General features: G+C 68.4%; 12 protein-coding genes and 1 pseudogene. 7 read left to right on the top strand and 6 right to left on the bottom strand.

All coding sequences use genetic code 11. The annotated features are described in order from the left end of the window. The first annotated feature begins 52 nt into the window (after positions 1-52). From RQI28_RS06740 to RQI28_RS06730, 3 genes are all read left to right on the top strand, one after another. Positions 53-970 (top strand): ABC transporter permease, encoded by a 918-nt coding sequence (locus RQI28_RS06740; RefSeq protein WP_311221841.1) that lies wholly within the window; start codon positions 53-55, stop codon positions 968-970. A 116-nt stretch (positions 971-1,086) separates the two neighbouring features. Further along, positions 1,087-2,088: an ABC transporter ATP-binding protein gene (locus RQI28_RS06735; protein WP_311221840.1), complete on the top strand. Its 1,002-nt coding sequence runs from the start codon at positions 1,087-1,089 to the stop codon at positions 2,086-2,088. Between the two features lie 11 nt (positions 2,089-2,099). Next, entirely contained in the window at positions 2,100-3,143 is a 1,044-nt protein-coding gene (locus RQI28_RS06730; protein ID WP_311221839.1) for a dipeptide ABC transporter ATP-binding protein, read from the top strand. 103 nt (positions 3,144-3,246) lie between these two features. Here the strand turns inward: RQI28_RS06730 and RQI28_RS06725 are convergent, their stop codons facing one another. From RQI28_RS06725 to RQI28_RS06710, 4 genes are all read right to left on the bottom strand, one after another. Beyond that, positions 3,247-3,675, bottom strand: a complete 429-nt coding sequence (locus tag RQI28_RS06725) for a DoxX family protein (RefSeq protein WP_311221838.1) — start codon at positions 3,673-3,675, stop codon at positions 3,247-3,249. 207 nt (positions 3,676-3,882) lie between these two features. Further along, entirely contained in the window at positions 3,883-6,333 is a 2,451-nt protein-coding gene (locus RQI28_RS06720) for a TonB-dependent receptor (protein WP_311221837.1), read from the bottom strand. Between the two features lie 92 nt (positions 6,334-6,425). Next, positions 6,426-7,409 carry a FecR domain-containing protein gene (locus RQI28_RS06715; RefSeq protein ID WP_311221836.1) on the bottom strand — a complete coding sequence of 328 codons (984 nt, stop codon included), beginning with the start codon at positions 7,407-7,409 and terminating at the stop codon, positions 6,426-6,428. Beyond that, on the bottom strand, positions 7,406-7,939 hold the full coding sequence (locus RQI28_RS06710) for an RNA polymerase sigma factor (RefSeq protein ID WP_311221835.1): 534 nt from the start codon (positions 7,937-7,939) through the stop codon (positions 7,406-7,408). The genes RQI28_RS06715 and RQI28_RS06710 overlap by 4 nt, the downstream gene beginning before the upstream one ends. Positions 7,940-8,169: 230 nt before the next feature. Between RQI28_RS06710 and RQI28_RS06705 the strand changes: the two genes are divergently transcribed. Together RQI28_RS06705 and RQI28_RS06700 are read left to right on the top strand one after the other, a co-directional pair. Continuing rightward, positions 8,170-10,092, top strand: a complete 1,923-nt coding sequence (locus tag RQI28_RS06705; RefSeq protein ID WP_311221834.1) for a 5'-nucleotidase C-terminal domain-containing protein — start codon at positions 8,170-8,172, stop codon at positions 10,090-10,092. Positions 10,093-10,429: 337 nt separating this feature from the next. After that, positions 10,430-10,903: pseudogene (locus RQI28_RS06700) on the top strand (IS5 family transposase); the annotation flags it as partial. 299 nt (positions 10,904-11,202) lie between these two features. On the opposite strand, the gene RQI28_RS06695 reads toward RQI28_RS06700, so the two are convergent. Then, a complete protein-coding gene (locus RQI28_RS06695) occupies positions 11,203-12,048 on the bottom strand; it encodes an SIS domain-containing protein (protein WP_311221832.1) in 846 nt (281 codons plus the stop codon). Positions 12,049-12,222: 174 nt separating this feature from the next. Next, positions 12,223-13,689, bottom strand: a complete 1,467-nt coding sequence (gene zwf / locus RQI28_RS06690; RefSeq protein WP_311221831.1) for a glucose-6-phosphate dehydrogenase — start codon at positions 13,687-13,689, stop codon at positions 12,223-12,225. A 167-nt stretch (positions 13,690-13,856) separates the two neighbouring features. On the opposite strand from zwf, the gene tal reads away from it, so the two are divergent. Both tal and pgi read left to right on the top strand, forming a co-directional pair. Beyond that, positions 13,857-14,807 carry a transaldolase gene (gene tal, locus RQI28_RS06685; protein ID WP_311221830.1) on the top strand — a complete coding sequence of 317 codons (951 nt, stop codon included), beginning with the start codon at positions 13,857-13,859 and terminating at the stop codon, positions 14,805-14,807. After that, positions 14,804-16,414 (top strand): glucose-6-phosphate isomerase, encoded by a 1,611-nt coding sequence (gene pgi / locus RQI28_RS06680; RefSeq protein WP_311221829.1) that lies wholly within the window; start codon positions 14,804-14,806, stop codon positions 16,412-16,414. The genes tal and pgi overlap by 4 nt, the downstream gene beginning before the upstream one ends. Positions 16,415-16,489: the final 75 nt, after the last annotated feature.

The following is a 16,489-nucleotide window of genomic DNA, read 5'->3' as shown; positions in this document are numbered from 1 at the left end:
AGTTAGTCAGTCAGTCAGTCAGTTACCCACGAGTTCCCGAGAGTCCCCCACGATGAAGAAAACCCTGTTCCGCTGGTACGACAGCGACGTCGGCCACAGTTTCCGCACCTCGCCGGTGGCCATTGGCGCGGCGCTGATAGCGCTGGTGTGCGTGATCTGCGCCGTGTTCGCCGGCTGGGTGGCGCCGCACAACCCGTTCGATCTGACCACGCTGGAGCTGTCCGACGCGCGCCTGCCGCCCGGCTGGAACACCGAAGGCGGCGGCAGCTGGAAGTACCCGCTCGGCACCGACGACCAGGGCCGCGACATTCTCTCGGCCGTGATCTACGGCGCGCGCATCTCGCTGATCGTCGGCTTCGCGTCGGTGGTGCTGTCGGTGGTGGTGGGCGTGGGGCTGGGCCTGCTCGCCGGCTTCAAGGGCGGCTGGATCGACGGGCTGCTGATGCGCCTGTGCGACGTGATGCTGTCGTTTCCGGCCATTCTGGTGGCGCTGCTGATCGCCGGCGTCGGCAGGGCGGTGTTCCCCAACGCGGGCGAATCGCTGGCCTTCGGCGTGCTGATCCTGTCCATCTCGCTGACCGGCTGGGTGCAGTACGCGCGCACCGTGCGCGGCTCCACGCTGGTGGAGCGCAACAAGGAATACGTGCAGGCCGCCCGCGTGACCGGCGTGTCTTCTCTGTCCATCATGCGGCGCCACGTGCTGCCGAACGTGCTGGGGCCCGTCATGGTGCTGGCCACCATCCAGGTGGCGACAGCCATCATCACCGAGGCCACGCTGTCCTTCCTAGGCGTGGGCGCGCCGCCCACCTCGCCCTCGCTGGGCACGCTGATCCGCATCGGCAACGACTACCTCTTCTCGGGCGAATGGTGGATCACCGTGTTCCCGGGCCTGATGCTGGTGCTGATCGCCATTTCGGTGAACCTGCTGGGCGACTGGCTGCGCGATGCGCTGAACCCTCGCCTGCGCTGAAGATCCCTGCGTTGAAATATGAATGAAATAGACCTCCAGCGCTTGAATAGCAAGCGCTGGTAGCTATAAAATTAATAGCATTCCCCTGATGAAGATGAATCGCAAAGGCCTGGCCCATGTCCCTGCTTGAAGTCCAGAACCTCGTCGTCGAATTCCCGAACCGCCGCGGCACGCTGCGCGCGCTGGACGACATCTCCTTTTCCATCGCGCCGGGAGAAATCCTGGGCGTGGTGGGCGAATCGGGCGCGGGCAAGTCGCTGACCGGCGCGTCCATCATCGGCCTGCTGGAGCCACCGGGCCGCATCGCGTCGGGCCGCATCCTGCTGGAGGGCGAGCGCATCGACAACCTGCCGCCGCACAAGATGCGCCAGGTGCGCGGCCGCCGCATCGGCGCCATCTTTCAAGACCCGCTCACCTCGCTGAACCCGCTCTACACCGTGGGCCAGCAGCTGATCGAGACCATCCGCACCCACTTGCCGATGGGCGCGGCCGAGGCTCGCCAGCGCGCCATCGACCTGCTGAAGGACACCGGCATTCCCGCCGCTGAGCAGCGGGTCGACCATTACCCGCACCAGTTCTCCGGCGGCATGCGCCAGCGCGTGGTGATCGCCCTGGCGCTGGCGGCGTCGCCCCAGCTCATCGTGGCGGACGAGCCCACCACCGCGCTGGACGTGTCCATCCAGGCGCAGATCATTCAGCTGCTGAAAAACATCTGCCGCTCGCGCGGCGCCGCTGTGATGCTGATCACGCACGACATGGGCGTGATCGCCGAGACTTGCGACCGCGTGGCCGTGATGTACGCCGGCCGCATCGCCGAAATCGGGCCGGTGCACCAGGTCATCAACCACCCCGCGCACCCCTACACGGTGGGCCTGATGGCCTCCATTCCCGACATGACGCAGGACCGCGAACGCCTGAACCAGATCGACGGCGCCATGCCGCGCCTGAATGCCATTCCCCAGGGCTGCGCCTACAACCCGCGCTGCCCCCACACCTTCGACCGCTGCCGCGTGGAGCGACCCGATCTGCTGCCCGCCGGCGCCACACGCGCCGCCTGCTGGCTGCACGACGGTGCCGCGGCACCGGCAGCGGCCGGTCTGCAAGGAGTTGCAGCATGAGTGCAAAACCCATGACTTCTCTCCATGCCAACGCCGCCACCCAGCCGCTGGTGCAGGCGAACGACCTGGCGCGCACTTTCGATGTGTCCGCGCCCTGGCTCAACCGCGTCATCGAACGCAAGCCGCGCACGCTGCTGCACGCGGTGGACGGCGTCAGCTTCGAGATCGAGCGCGGCAAGACGCTGGCGCTGGTGGGCGAGTCGGGCTGCGGCAAAAGTACCGTCGCGCGCCTGCTGGTCGGCCTGTACGACCCCACGCGCGGCGGCTTCACCTTCGACGGGCAGGACGCCCACGCCGCCTTCAAGGGCAACGATGCGCGCGCCATGCGCCGGCGCATCCAGATGATTTTTCAAGACCCGTACGCCAGCCTGAACCCGCGCTGGCTGGTCGAAGACATCGTCGGCGAGCCGCTGCGCGAACACGGCCTGATCACCGACAAGGCCGAACTGAAAACTCGCGTGGGCGAACTGCTGCAGTCCGTGGGCCTGTCGCCGCTCGATATGGTGAAGTACCCGCACCAGTTCTCGGGCGGGCAGCGCCAGCGCATCTCGATTGCGCGTGCGCTGGCCACCGAGCCGGAGTTTTTGGTGTGCGACGAGCCCACGTCGGCGCTGGATGTGTCGGTGCAGGCGCAGGTGCTCAACATCATGAAAGACCTGCAGCGCGAGCGGCAGCTCACGTACCTGTTCATCAGCCACAACCTGGCCGTGGTGCGCCATGTGGCCGACCAGGTGGGCGTGATGTACCTGGGCCGGCTGGTGGAAGTGGCGGACAAGCAGCAGCTCTTTTCTGCGCCGCGCCACCCCTACACCCGCATGCTGCTGGACGCGATTCCGAAGATGCACGACACCGGCCGCGCCCGCACCCCCGTGCAGGGCGAGGTGCCCAACCCGTTGAACCCGCCCGCCGGCTGCGCCTTCAACCCGCGCTGCCCGCACGCCAACGACCGCTGCCGCACCGAACGCCCCGTGCTCATCAACGACGGCGGCACGCGCGTGGCCTGCCATGGCATCGAAGAAGGGCGCATTCCGCTGGTGGAGATGGCGGCAGCTTGAGCGGCTGCGCCAGTTTTTGAGTGTTTTAGGGCTCTAGCGCTTGTCCATCAAGCGCTGACAGCTATTTATTTGATAGCATGCAGGGCCCGCGGCGGGCGGCCGCTCAATTCAAGCGGCCGTTCACGCCTCCCACGCTGTAGCGGCCCGCGCCCAGCAGCATCACGCTGAAGGCGCCGAACAGGTACAGGCCCTGCAGTTCCAGCGCCCAACCGCCTTGCTTGGTGAGCGCGAACAGGTCTGCCATGTGCACCAGGCCAAGGGCGACCAGCATGTTGAGCACGATGATCGCGGCGCCCGCCCGCGTGAAGAGGCCGACGATGATCAGCACCGGCGCCAGGATCTCGCCGACGAAAACGCCATAGGCCAGCATGCCTGGCAGGCCGGCTTTTTCGAGCATGCCGGCGATGAAGCCCACACCGGCCTGCAGCTTGAAGATGCCGTGCAGCAGCACCAGTACGCCCAGCGAGACGCGCAGCAGCAGCTTGCCGGCGTCGTCGGTGGAGAGCTGGGGGGCATGGGCTTTGGTGTTCATGGTGCGTCCCTTGCGCTTGAAAGCTGGTGAAAAGTGAAGGCTGCAGTGTGCGGGCAATGCGCGGTGGCGTATGTGCGTTTGCGCACAGCGTGCGGCGACGGGGCAGGGGCGCGTGGAGCGGGGCCGATGGGTGTTGGGTGGAAATGGCCGCCAGCGCTTGTTGGAGAAGCGCGGGTAGCTATCTTTTTGTTAGCTATCGCTATCGCCTTACCAGCGGTGTTGGTACGACACCGTCAGCGTGGCACCCGCGGCCGGCAGGCGGCTGTTGTTCTGCCCGCTGGCCATGAGCTGGCTGTACAGCGGCAGGTAGTAGCGGTTGAACAGGTTCTGCACGCCCAGCGTGACGGTGTCGCTCGGCGTGGCCTTGAAGCGGGTCATGACATCGACCGTGGCGTAGCCGCGCACCTGGGCGCGGCCGGACTGCGTCACGCCGTCGGCCAGCCGGTATTCGCGGCTGCCGAACCAGGTGAGCTGGGCGCGGTGCATCCAGCGGGCGTCGGGCTGGTATTGCACGTGGGCCGTGATCTTGACGGGCGGCACGCGAAAGCCCGTCATCGGCCGGTAGGCCGTGGCGCCCTGGGGCCGCTCGCGCCCGTGCATCCACGCGATGGAGCCGCCCGCGGCCATGCGGTCGCCGTCCCAGTAGTGGTCGGCCGTGGCCTCGATGCCCCGGATGCGCTCGGCCGTGCGTGCCAGCGTCAGCCCGTTGTTGTACGACTGGATGCCGCCCAGCGAGGAGGTGGACTGGAACACTGCCAGCGTGCCCGCCACCGGCCCCATGTGGCCGCGCCAGCCCGCCTCGAGGTTATTGGTCTTGACCGGCTGCAGGTCCGACGCGCCGATGTCGAAGCCCGGGCGTGCATTGCGCACCTGCAGGCCCACGTCGGGCAGCTCGAAGCCCTGGCTGAATGCGCCGTACACCTCCTGGCCCGGTGCGAGCTTCCACACGCTGCCCAGGTTGCCCACCCAGGCGTTGTAGCGCGTGGTGCCGCCGCGCACGTTCTGCGGCGCAGCCGCCTGTAGCTGCGACAGTGGCGTGAAGTCGTCGAACGAAGCGCTGGAGCGCTCGTAGCGCAGGCCGCCTTCCACCGACCAGGCGGCATTGACCTTGTGGCGCAGCTGGCCGAACAGGCCGGTTGTGTTCAGCGTGACCCACGGCATGTACACCAGCTGCCCGGTGCGACGGAAGACCAGCCCGCCGCTCGCGTCGTAGGTGGCGGCGTCGAAGATGTCGAGCGGCATGCGGCTGCGCTCGCGAACGGCGTCGGCACCCCATACGAGGCGCGTGTCGCCCGAGGCGGCCACTGGCGTGTCCACCGTGAGGCGCGCGCCCGCCACGAGGTTGTCCTGCCCGATCTGGTCCACCTGGCCGCCCCGGTTGGGGAAAGCCCGCGCATCGAAGGGCATGAAGCGGATGGTGTTGTCGCGCGCATAGACCTGAGCGCTGACGCTGCTGCCCGCCAGGTTGCGGTGCGTGTAGTCGATGCTTGCCATGGCGTTGTCCACCTCGTTCTGGCGGTCCAGCACCAGGCCCTGGCGTGGCCGCGCCACGGCCGTGCCCAGCGGCGCGGCGTTCACGCGCGGGTCGCTGGCGTAGTCGGTGTCCTGGCGCGCGCGCAGCACGCTGGCCGACAACTGCACGCGCTGCGCGTCGTCGAAGCGCCAGGCCAGCTTGCCGCCCAGGTGGTAGGTGTTGGCATCGAACAGGTCGCCCTGGCTTGCGTCGGGCGCGATGCGGTCGCCGTGGCCGTCGAAGCGCCCGCCCTGGCGGCGGCCCGACACCGTCACGCTGTAGTCCAGCCCCTGGGCCGTGCGGCCGGCTTCGTGGTGGGCCACGGTGGCGCCCAGGCCGTCGCGGCTCGGGTGGGCCAGCGATGCCTCGGTGCTCACCGTGGTTTCGCTGGCGGAGCGGCCGTCGGCCTGGTGGGTGGTCACGGCGATGATGCCGCCCGACGCGCCGCTGCCCAGCCCCGCATGGCTGCCGCGCAGCACCTCCACACGGTCCACGCCGTTGGGGTCGATGTTGATCATGTTGCGCAACGAGTTGCGGTTGGTGTTGAGCGCGATGCCGTCCACCACCACGAGCGCGTTGCGCCCACGCAGCGTCTGGCCGTAGTCGGAGATGGAGCGGTTGGAGTCCGACAGGCCAGGCACGCTGCGCGCGAGCACGCCGCCCAGGCCGTCGCCTGGGGGCAGCAGCGCGATCTCGTCGCGCGTGAGCGTGGTCACCTGCCGCGCGGGTGCCACGAAGGTGCTGGCGATGCGCTCGCTGGCCACCGTCACCGTGGCCAGCGTGGCGGCCATGCCATCGCGCGCGGCGGCGGGCGCAGCCGGGCGCACCAGGTAGGCGTTGGGCGCGGACTCCACGGCCTCCAGTCCGCTGCCGGCCAGCAGGCGCTGCAGCGCGTCGCGCGGCTGCAGCGGCCCGCGCACGGCGGGGGCGGTCTTGCCGGCGATCAGCGCGCTGTCGGCTGCGATGGTCACGCCCGCGCTGCGCGCCAGGGCCTTGAGCGCATCGCCCAGCGGTTGCGTGGGCAGGTCGATGGACACGGGCGCGGCCCAGGCCGCGGGGCCTGGGAAGCCTGCGCTCAGGGCGGCAGCAAGGGCCAGAAGATGCAAGGGGCGGCGGGCGGCGCCAGCCGGGCGGGGACGGGACATGAGAAGGCTTCCTTTCAGACGCGGTACGGCAAGGGGATGCCTGTATGACGCCCGGGCCGGCGAAATCCCTGAGGTCCGGGGTGAAAAAAAGATCAGCGTGCGGACAGCCGCACCGCGCCGCCCCGGCGCTCCACCCGAACGGCAGCGATGCGCGGCAGTGCCGTGATGAAGCCGTCGATGTCGCGCACCTGCACAGCGGCGGTGATGCGCGGGCCCTCGCTGGCCGTGGCCTGCACGGGCGTGGCGTGGTAGCGCGAGAGCGTGGCGGCGATCTCGGCCAGGCTGGCCTGCTCGAACACGAGCACGCCGCGCTCGATCGCAAAGGCCTCCTGCGCGCTGCGGCCGGCTAGGCGCTCGGGCAGGCCCGCCAGGCCGTCCGCCCCGCGCACTTCGCCCACCTCGCCCGCGTGCAGCAGCAGCGGGGCGCCTTCGGCCGTGCGGCTGGCCAGGCGCACCGTGCCCTCCTGCACGCTCACGCGCACCCGGCCGGGCAGGCGATCGACCGCGAAGCGCGTGCCCACCACGGTGGTGCGCGCGGCGCCGCTGTCCACCACGAAGGGCCGCGCGGCATCGGCGGCCACGCTGAACAGCGCCTCGCCCCGCGACAGCACCACGGTGCGTTGGCGGCGGCTGTAGTGCAGGGCGATGGCGCTGTCGCCGCCCAGCGTGAGCGTGCTGCCGTCGGGCAGAGGCACGCGCAGGCGCTGGCCGGGGGCCGTGCTGCGGGCCAGCGCGAACTGTGGCCGGTCGAGGAACGCCTGCCAGCCTTGGCTGCCCAGCAGCCCCAGGGCGCAGAGCCCCGCCAGGCCCAGCAGACCGCCGGCCACGCGGCGGCGGCGCTGGCGCATGTGGCCAGCCTGGGCCTGCGCGGCGGCGGCCAGCGCCTGGGTGCGGAGCGTGGAGTCGAAGTCCTGCCACAGCGCCTCGAAGGCGGCGTACTCGTGCGCATGCCCAGGGTGCGCGCCCAGCCAGGCGTGAAAGGTCGCGCGCTCGGGGCCATCGGCCGCCGTGCCCTGCAGGCGCACGAACCAGCGGGCAGCCTCCTCACGGGCTGTGGCGGGGGCGGTGGTGCTCACGGTGCGGCCTGCTCGCGTAGTGCCCGCAGATCGATCAGCGCGCGCATCAGGTGGCGCTCGACGGCGTTGAGCGTGATGCCCAGGCGCTCGGCCACCTCGGGCTGCGTGCAGCCTTCGATGCGGCACAGCCAGAAGACTTCGCGGCAGCGCGGCGGCAGGCCGTCGATGGTGCGCTGCACGGCTTGCAGGCGCTGCTGCAGGTCGAGCAGGAATTCGGTGGACGGCGCGCAGGGCTGCAGTGGGGCCGGGACCTCGGCCCCGATGGGAGCGTCGTTGGTGGGCAGGGTCGCCCAGCGGCGCGCCTCGTGCGCGTGGTCGGCCAGCACCGAGCGCACAACCGTGCGCAGGTAGGCGTGGGGTGCGGCCAGGCGGGCATGCCGGCCGCTGAGCGCGTAGCGCACGAAGGCGTCGTGCAGCACATCCTGCGCACGGTGCACGCAGCGCGTGCTGCGCCAGATGGCGGGCAGCAGGTCGCGGTAGGCCCAGCCCAGGTCCAGGCCGAGCCACGTGGGCGAGGCGGTGTGCGTCATGGCGTACGAATGAAATTAATGAGATCTATTCGCATTATCATAATCTATGCCCCTGTATGGCGCAGGTGAATTGCTCTTGAAAATATAGCTGCCTGCGCTGATGGATAAAGCGCTACAGGCCGATTCGGCTTGAAGCCGCCACGGGCGCTGCGCCGGGTTTCATCGCCATGTAACGCGCCTTGCCCAGGATGCGGGCTTTTGCAACACAGAGCAGGGAGCCGACGATGGGCATGGCATCGACCAAGGGCAAGAGGGAATGGGCGCGCAGGGCGGGCCAGGGCGTGCTGGCGCTGGCCGTGGCGGGGCTGGTGGCCGCCTGTGGCGGGGGCTCGGACACGGCGCCGGGCGAGCCGCTGGAGCTCACCATCCTGCACATCAACGACCACCACTCCACGCTCGAATCACGCGCCAAGACGCTGCAGCTGCCTGCCGGCGGGGCCGTGCCCGTGGCGGTGTCGGTAGATGCGGGTGGGTTTCCGCGCGTGACGGCGGCCATCAGTGCGCTGGCGGCGCAGTCGCCCCACGTGCTCAAGCTGCATGCGGGCGACGCGCTGACGGGCACGCTGTACTTCAACCGCGCCGGCGCCGACGGCGAGGCCGACGCCGCGATGATGAACACCGTCTGCTTCGACGCATTCACGCTGGGCAACCATGAATTCGACAAGGGCGACAGCGGCCTGAAGGGCTTCATCGACCTGCTGCACAAGGGCACCTGCAAGACGCCGGTGCTGAGCGCCAACGTGCGGTTCGGTGCCAATTCGGCGCTGAACGCGGCGAAGGCGCCCGGCGCGGTGAACGCGTCCACCGTGGTCGAGCGCGGCGGCCAGAAGATCGGCATCGTGGGCCTGACCATTGCGGGCAAGACCAAGGCCTCGTCCAGCCCCGACGCCGACACCACCTTCGAAGACGAAACCACCGCCGCACAGCGCGAGATCGACCGGCTGCGCGGGCAGGGCGTCAACAAGATCGTCGTGATGAGCCACATCGGCTATGACAACGACCGCCAGCTGGCCGCGCGCCTGTCGGGCGTGGACGTGGTGGTGGGCGCCGACTCGCACACGCTGCTGGGCCCCGATGGCCTGCGCGCCACCGGCGTGGGCACGCCCTCCGGCGCATACCCCACGCGCCTGACCGACAAGGACGGCAAGACCGTCTGCGTGGTGCAGGCCTGGGAATACGCGCAGGTCGTGGGCGAGCTGAAGGTGCGCTTCGACGGCAATGGCGACGTGGCCAGCTGCACCGGCACGCCGCACGTGCTGATCGGCGACCGCTTCACCATCGCCGGCAAGGCCGCAACCGACGCCGAGCAGCAGGCACTGCAAGCCAGCGTGTCCGCCACCGGCTTTCTGCGCACCACCGCGCCGTCGGCCGCCGCCACCGCCGTGCTGCAGCCCTTCAAGGACCGCGTGGCCGTGTTCAACCAGACGCAGGTGGCGACGGTGCCGCAGGAGCTGTGCTCGCGCCGCGTGCCCGGTGGCGTGGGGTCGGTGGACTACGGCCGCTCCAGCGCGGCCTGCAATGCCGAAGGCAGCGTCAGCTTGCGCGGTGGCGACATCCAGCAACTGGTGGCGCAGGCGTATTTGGAGGTGGCCAACGCCAGCTACGGCGGCGCGGACATCTCGCTGCAAAGCGGCGGCGGCGTGCGCATTCCGCTCACCGGCACGGTGTCGGCCGCACAAGCCATCCAGGTGCTGCCGTTCGGCAACATGCTGTTCCGCCTGGACGTGACCGGCCAGGAAGTGAAGGCCATGCTGGAAGACGGGCTCGAAGCCGTCTACGGCCCGGGCGGCTCCACCGGCCCCTACCCGTACGCCGGCGGCCTGCGATTCGACGTGAACGCGGCAGCAGCTTTTGGCCAGCGCGTGAGCGGCATCGAAGTGCGCAACCCTGCCACCGGCGCCTGGGGCGCGTTGGATGCGGCCAAGACCTATCGCTTGTTTGTGCTGAGCTTCAACGCCACCGGCGGCGACGGCTACAAGACCCTGGCCGCCGTGCCCGCTGCGCGCCGCCTGGACATCGGCGTGCTGGATGCCGACGTGTTCTTTAGCTACATCGACAAGCAGGCCAAGGACGCTGCTACCGGCCTGCCGGTGTTGCGGCGGCTGCCCGCTGAGCTGTACAGCACCAAGCGGTTCACCGCGCCGACCCGGTAGGGCAAGGGGCGGTGGCGGGGCGGCAGCCCCGGCGGGCTCCAATGCGCTGCGCCCAGGCCACCCTCACGGCCAGTGCCCGTCACTGAAGAAAAGTCCGTTCGGGCGGAGCTTGTCGAGGCCAGGGCACGACGATGCCAAAGCCCCCGGGCAGGCTCAGGGCGAATGGGTTGAGCTGACGGGCGTGGGCCTGCGCGTCCGTTGATGGCCGGCCGAGCATGCCGATTTTTGCTATTAAATAAATAGCTACCAGCGCTTGATGGATAAGCGCTAGGGATTCTCTGCACGAATCCCTCTGTGATGTGCTTGAACAGACAAGCCTGAAGCCCAGACAATGCGCATGAAGCAAAGCAGCCTGGGCCTGAGCAACACCGTCAAGCGCACTCGCAAGCGGGAATTCCTCGATGCGATGGAGTTGGTGGTGCCCTGGGCCGAGTTGGTCTCGCTGATAGAGCCCTATGCGCCTGAGAGCGGACGGCGGGGCCAGCAGCCCTTTGCAGTGCACACGTTGCTGCGTATTCACTTCATGCAGCAGTGGTTCAAGCTCAGCGACCCGGCGATGGAAGAAGCACTGCACGACGTGCCTGCATTCCGTGACTTCGCAGGCCTGTCCCACTGGGACGAACACATCCCCAGTGAATCGAGCATCCTGCGTTTCAGGCATCTGCTGGAGCGCCACAAGCTGGCCGAGCAGATCCTGGCCACCGTCAATGCGCTGCTACAGGCCAAGGGATTGCAGTGGAAGGCAGGCACCGTGGTGGATGCCACGCTCATTGCAGCGCCCACCTCCACCAAGAACCAAAGTGGGGTGCGCTACCGGGGGCTCAGGAAGAACACGGCGCAGATCGTCACGCTGTTTGCGCTGGGCAATCTGTGGATGGCAAGGCACCAGCTGATGGCTGCGGTGGGACAGGTGCGTCTGCAGGGGGCGTAACGCCTCGCAGACCGGGGGCAAACGGCCTCTGCAAAGCGTGCGACGGGGCCGCTGCACATGCCATTCGCTCAAATCGGGCAGGGGTCTTGGGTGGAGCACCTTGGTAGCACGGTCAGAAGAGATTCGTGAAGAGGATCCTTAGAGGTCAAAAACAATCGAAGTTTTTTGCCGCAGCCGGCTCAGGTGTAGCGCTTGGCCCGCAGGTTGTCTTTCATCTGCTGCAGCCCGCGCTGCAGCGGCTCGCCGATGCGCAGCGCCACGCAGGTGGCCAGCACATCGATGATGAGCAGGTGCAGCAGGCGCGACACCATGGGGCTGTAGCGGTCGTAGCCCTCGGGGTGGTCGGCCGCCAGGTGGATGGGGCAGGCCAGCGCCAGGGGCGAGCCGCTGGCGGTGATGGCTATTGTTGTGGCGCCGTTCTTGCGGGCAATGTCGGCCGCGTCCATCAAATCGCGCGTGCGGCCCGAGTTGGACACGATGATCAGGCAGTCGCCCGGCCCCAGCAGCGTGGCGCTCATCACCTGCATGTGGCCGTCGCTGGTGCTGATGCTGGTGATGCCGAGGCGAAAGAACTTGTGCTGCGCGTCCTGCGCCACGATGCCCGAATTGCCCGCGCCGTAGATCTCGATGCGCCGGCCGGTCTTCCAGGTGGCGGCAATGGCCGTCGCCGCGCGTTCGATGGCGCCGGTGCTGGCCGCGTTGCGGTACTGCAGAAAGGCCGCCACGGCGTTGTCCACCACCTTGACCAGCACGTCGCCGGTCTTGTCGTCGGCGTCCACGCTGCGGTGGATGAAGGGCACGCCCTCGCTCACGCTGCCGGCCAGCTTGAGCTTGAAATCCGCCAGTCCGTCATAGCCCATGCTGCGGCAAAAGCGCACCACCGTGGGCTTGCTGACGCTGGCGCGTGCGGCCAGCTCGCGCACCGGCAGGCGGGCGAACGCGCGTGCATCGGCCAGCACCAGGTGCGCCACGCGCTGCTCGGCAGGCGCCAGCGAGGGCAGGGAGGCAGTGATGCGATCTAGCATGTCAGTGACCTGTTGCAGTGACAGCCCACAGCGCTTGAAACCGGCGCAGCCTCGCCCATCGAATGGCCGCGGAGCAGGCCATGCCAGCGGACGCCGTGGAACGGGCTTTGCCAGGCCACTGGCGTCGTCCCCCCAGGCAGGGAAGGCGCCGCGGGCGACGCAGGGAGGGATTTTTCACGCCTCTTCTATCCATGTGTGGCCTTCGCGGGCCACCATGGCGCTGGCGGCACTGGGGCCCCAGCTGCCGGCGGTGTAGGGCCGGGGGCCGTCGCCCGCGTCGTGCCAGGCCTGCATGATGGGCTCGACCCAGCGCCAGGCGGCTTCCTGCTCGTCGGCGCGCACGAAGAGGTTCAGGCGTCCGGCGATCACGTCGAGCAGTAACCGCTCGTAGGCGCCCACGCGCTCGGTGCCAAAGCGCTGCTCAAAGTCCAGGTCAAGGTGCACCGGCGCCAGCGGTTGTGCTTCGGCAATGCGCGTGCCGCGCTGGTCCTGCCCGGCGGCGAACAGGTGCAGCGCCACGCCGTCGCGCGGCTGCAGGTGAATCACCAGCCGGTTGGCCGCACCCAGCGGCGAGCGGTAGATCGGGTGCGGCGTGGGGCGGAAGTTGATGGCGATGTGCGCCTCGTGCCCCGCCAGCCGCTTGCCGGTGCGGATGTAGAACGGCACGCCGGCCCAGCGCCAGTTGGCGATCTCGGTGCGCAAGGCGACGAAGGTTTCGGTGCGGCTGCCCGGCGGCACGCCGGCTTCCTGCGCATAGCCGGGCACCTGCTTGCCGCCGGAATTGCCGGCGGTGTACTGCCCGCGCACCACGTCGCGTGCCAGCGTGGCGGGCGTCCAGGGCACCAGCGAGCGCAGCACCTTCAGCTTTTCGTCGCGGATGGCGTCGGCATGGGCGTTGATGGGCGGCTCCATGGCGATCGCGCATAGCAGCTGCAGCGCGTGGTTCTGCACCATGTCGCGCAGCGCGCCGGTGCCGTCGTAGAAGGCGCCGCGCTTTTCCACGCCCAACTGCTCGGCCATGGTGATCTCGATGCTGGCCACCGTCTCGCGGCGCCACAGCGGCTCGAAGAGTGCATTGCCGAAGCGCAGCGCCAGCAGGTTCTGCACGGCGGGCTTGCCCAGGTAGTGGTCGATGCGGAAGATCTGCTCTTCCTGGAACACTTGGCGCACTGCGGCGTTGATGGCGCGGTTGGAGGCCAGGTCGTGCCCCAGCGGCTTTTCCAGCACCACGCGCGTGTGGGGTGTGGCCAGGCCCGCCGCGCCCAGTTGCTCGCAGGCGGTGGTGAACAGGCTGGGGGCGGTCGCCAGGTACATGACCACCGTATCGGCATTGCGCTCGCGTAGCCGCGCAGCCAGCTGGGCGTAGTCCTCGGCCTTGGAAAGATCGACGCGCTGGTACTCCAGCAGCGCCGCAAAGCGGGCGAACTCTTCGGCCGTGGGGCGCTTTTCCTGGATCACGTCGTCAAAGCGGCTGGCGATCAACTCGCGATACGCCACATCGCTCAACTCGTCGCGCGCCACGCCGATGATGCGGCCGCCCTCGGGCAGCGAGCCGTGGCGGAACGCCTGGAAGAGGGCCGGCAACAACTTGCGCCAGGCCAGGTCGCCCGTGCCGCCAAACAGAACCAGATCGAAGCTCATCGTGCAGTGACTTTCTTAACAAAGCGCCCAGAAAAAACTGCCGGTATGTTACCGAGTTTCATCATCAGGCCTTCGCTGACATGAGCCCGGCATGGCTGCGTCATACACTTGGCGGTTGAAGTGCGCCGGGATCCGACCCCCGGGCACCATCGCAGGAAGGAATAGCCTTGAACCAACTCGACGCACTCAAACAGTTCACCACCGTGGTGGCCGACACCGGCGATTTCCGCCAGCTCAGCGCCTTCCAGCCACAGGACGCCACCACCAATCCGTCGCTGATCCTGAAGGCAGTGCAGAAACCCGATTACGCGCCGCTACTGACAGAAGCCGTGTCGCGCTGGCGCGGCCGGCCGCTCGATGAAGTGATGGACCGGCTCATCGTGCGCTTCGGCTGCGAGATCCTCTCGCTCATCCCGGGCCGCGTGTCCACCGAGGTGGACGCGCGCCTGTCGTTCGACATCGAAGCGACTGTCACGCGCGGGGAACGCATCATCGAGCTGTACCAGGCCGAAGGCATTCCGGTCGACCGCGTGCTGATCAAGATCGCCTCGACGTGGGAAGGCATTCAGGCCGCGCGCCGGCTGGAAGAGCGCGGCATTCACACCAACCTGACGCTGCTGTTCTCCTTCGCGCAGGCCGTCGCCTGCGGCCAGGCCAAGGTCAGGCTGATCTCGCCCTTCGTCGGGCGCATCTACGACTGGTACAAGAAACAGGCCGGTGCGTCATGGGACGAAGCCGCCATGGCCGGCCCGAACGACCCTGGCGTGCAGTCGGTGCGCCAGATCTATCAGCACTACAAGCACTTCGGTATTGCCACCGAGGTGATGGGCGCGAGCTTTCGCAACGTGGGCCAGATCGTCGCGCTGGCCGGCTGCGACCTGCTGACCATCGCCCCTGACCTGCTGGCGCAACTGGCTGCAAGCGAAGCGCCGGTGCAGCGCGCGCTGGACGCCGACGCCGCGCGCGGGCTGGACTTGCCCGCCGTGAACTACGACGAGCCGGGCTTTCGCTACGCGCTGAACGCCGACGCCATGGCGACGGAAAAGCTGGCCGAGGGCATTCGCGCCTTTGCCGCCGACGCCGCCAAGCTGGAGCAACTGATGCAGGCGGCTGCATGAGCGACGCCGCACCCGCGACCCCACCCCGCATACGCTGCGACCGCACGCCCGCGTGGGCGCTGCTGCAGTCGCACTTCGAGACCACCGGCCGCTCGTTCGACCTGCGCGATGCGTTCGCCCAAGACGCGGGCCGCTTTGAGCGATTCAGCCAGCAGGCGCCGCACGTGTTTGCCGATCTGTCCAAGAACCGCATCGACGCGAGGGCGGAAGAGTTGTTGCTGCAACTGGCCCGCGAAACGGGGCTGGAGAGCCACCGCGACGCGATGTTTGCCGGCGCCGACATCAACCACACCGAGCAACGCGCGGTGATGCACTGGTTGTTAAGGAAACCGGCTGTAGCGCCCGCTGGTCAAGCGCAGGCTGCTACTGAAGTGGTAGCAAGCGGTTTGCGCGACGTGCATGCCACGCTGAAGGACATGCTGGCGCTGGCCGAGCGTGTGCGCGGCGACGACGCGATCACCGACGTGGTCAACATTGGCATCGGCGGCTCCGACTTGGGGCCGTCGATGGTGGTGAAGGCGCTCGAAGCATTCAAGCACCCAGGCAAGCGCCTGCACTTCATCTCGAACGTGGACGGCATGGAACTGGGCCTGCTGCTGCGCCAGCTGAAGGCCGAGAACACGCTCTTTCTCGTCGCCTCCAAGACCTTCACCACGGCAGAGACCATGGCCAACGCGGGCGCCGCGCGCGACTGGTTTCTGGCCCAGGGCGGCAGCGACGACCGCAATGCGGCGTTGTCCCTGTCGCGCCACTTCTACGCGCTGACCACCAACGTGGAGGCGGCGACGAAGTTCGGCATCGACACCACGCTCGGTTTCTGGGACTGGGTGGGCGGGCGCTACTCGCTCTGGTCGGCCATCGGGCTGCCGATCGCCATTGCCATCGGCGCCGAGAACTTTCGCGCGCTGCTGGCGGGTGCGCACGCTATGGACGAGCACTTCCGCACCGCACCGCTGGCGCAGAACCTGCCCGTGCGACTGGGCCTGCTGGACGTGTGGTACCGCAACTTTCACGGCTTTTCCAGCCGCAGCGTGGCGCCCTACAGCCACGGCCTGCGCCGGCTGCCGGCCTATCTGCAGCAGTTGGAGATGGAGAGCAACGGCAAGGGCGTGGACGCAGCGGGCGAAGCGCTGCCGTTCGCCACGTCGCCGGTGATCTGGGGCGAGCCGGGCACCAACGGCCAGCACGCGTTTTTCCAGATGATCCACCAGGGCACCGATGTGATCCCGGTGGAATTCATCGCCCTGCGCCGCGGCGGTGCCGACCTGCCGGCGCAGCACCCGCGCCTGGTCGCCAACGCGCTGGCACAGGCCCGCGCGCTGATGCTGGGGCAGGCCAGCGACGACGGCCATCGCCGTTTTGAGGGCAACCGGCCCAGCACCTTCTTGCTGCTGGAGCGCCTGGAGCCCGCCGCACTGGGCGCGCTCATCGCGCTGTATGAACACCGCGTTTTCGTGAGCGGTTCGCTCTGGGGCATCAATAGCTTCGACCAGTGGGGCGTGGAGCTGGGCAAGGTGCTGGCGAAGGACTTGGAGCCGCGGCTGGCGTCGGGTAATGCACAAGGGCTGGACGCGTCCACAGCGGGGCTGCTGCAGCGGTTGGTTTGACCACGAATAGCAGTCGAATTAGCCTCTAGCGCTCTTGTACAGGGCGTTAGTAGCTACAGATTTGAGAGTGAATTG

This window comes from Acidovorax sp. WCS2018Noco2-16, from assembly GCF_031843945.1.
Classification (GTDB): Bacteria; Pseudomonadota; Gammaproteobacteria; order Burkholderiales; family Burkholderiaceae_C; genus Paracidovorax.
This window is presented reverse-complemented; position numbering and strand designations above follow the sequence as displayed.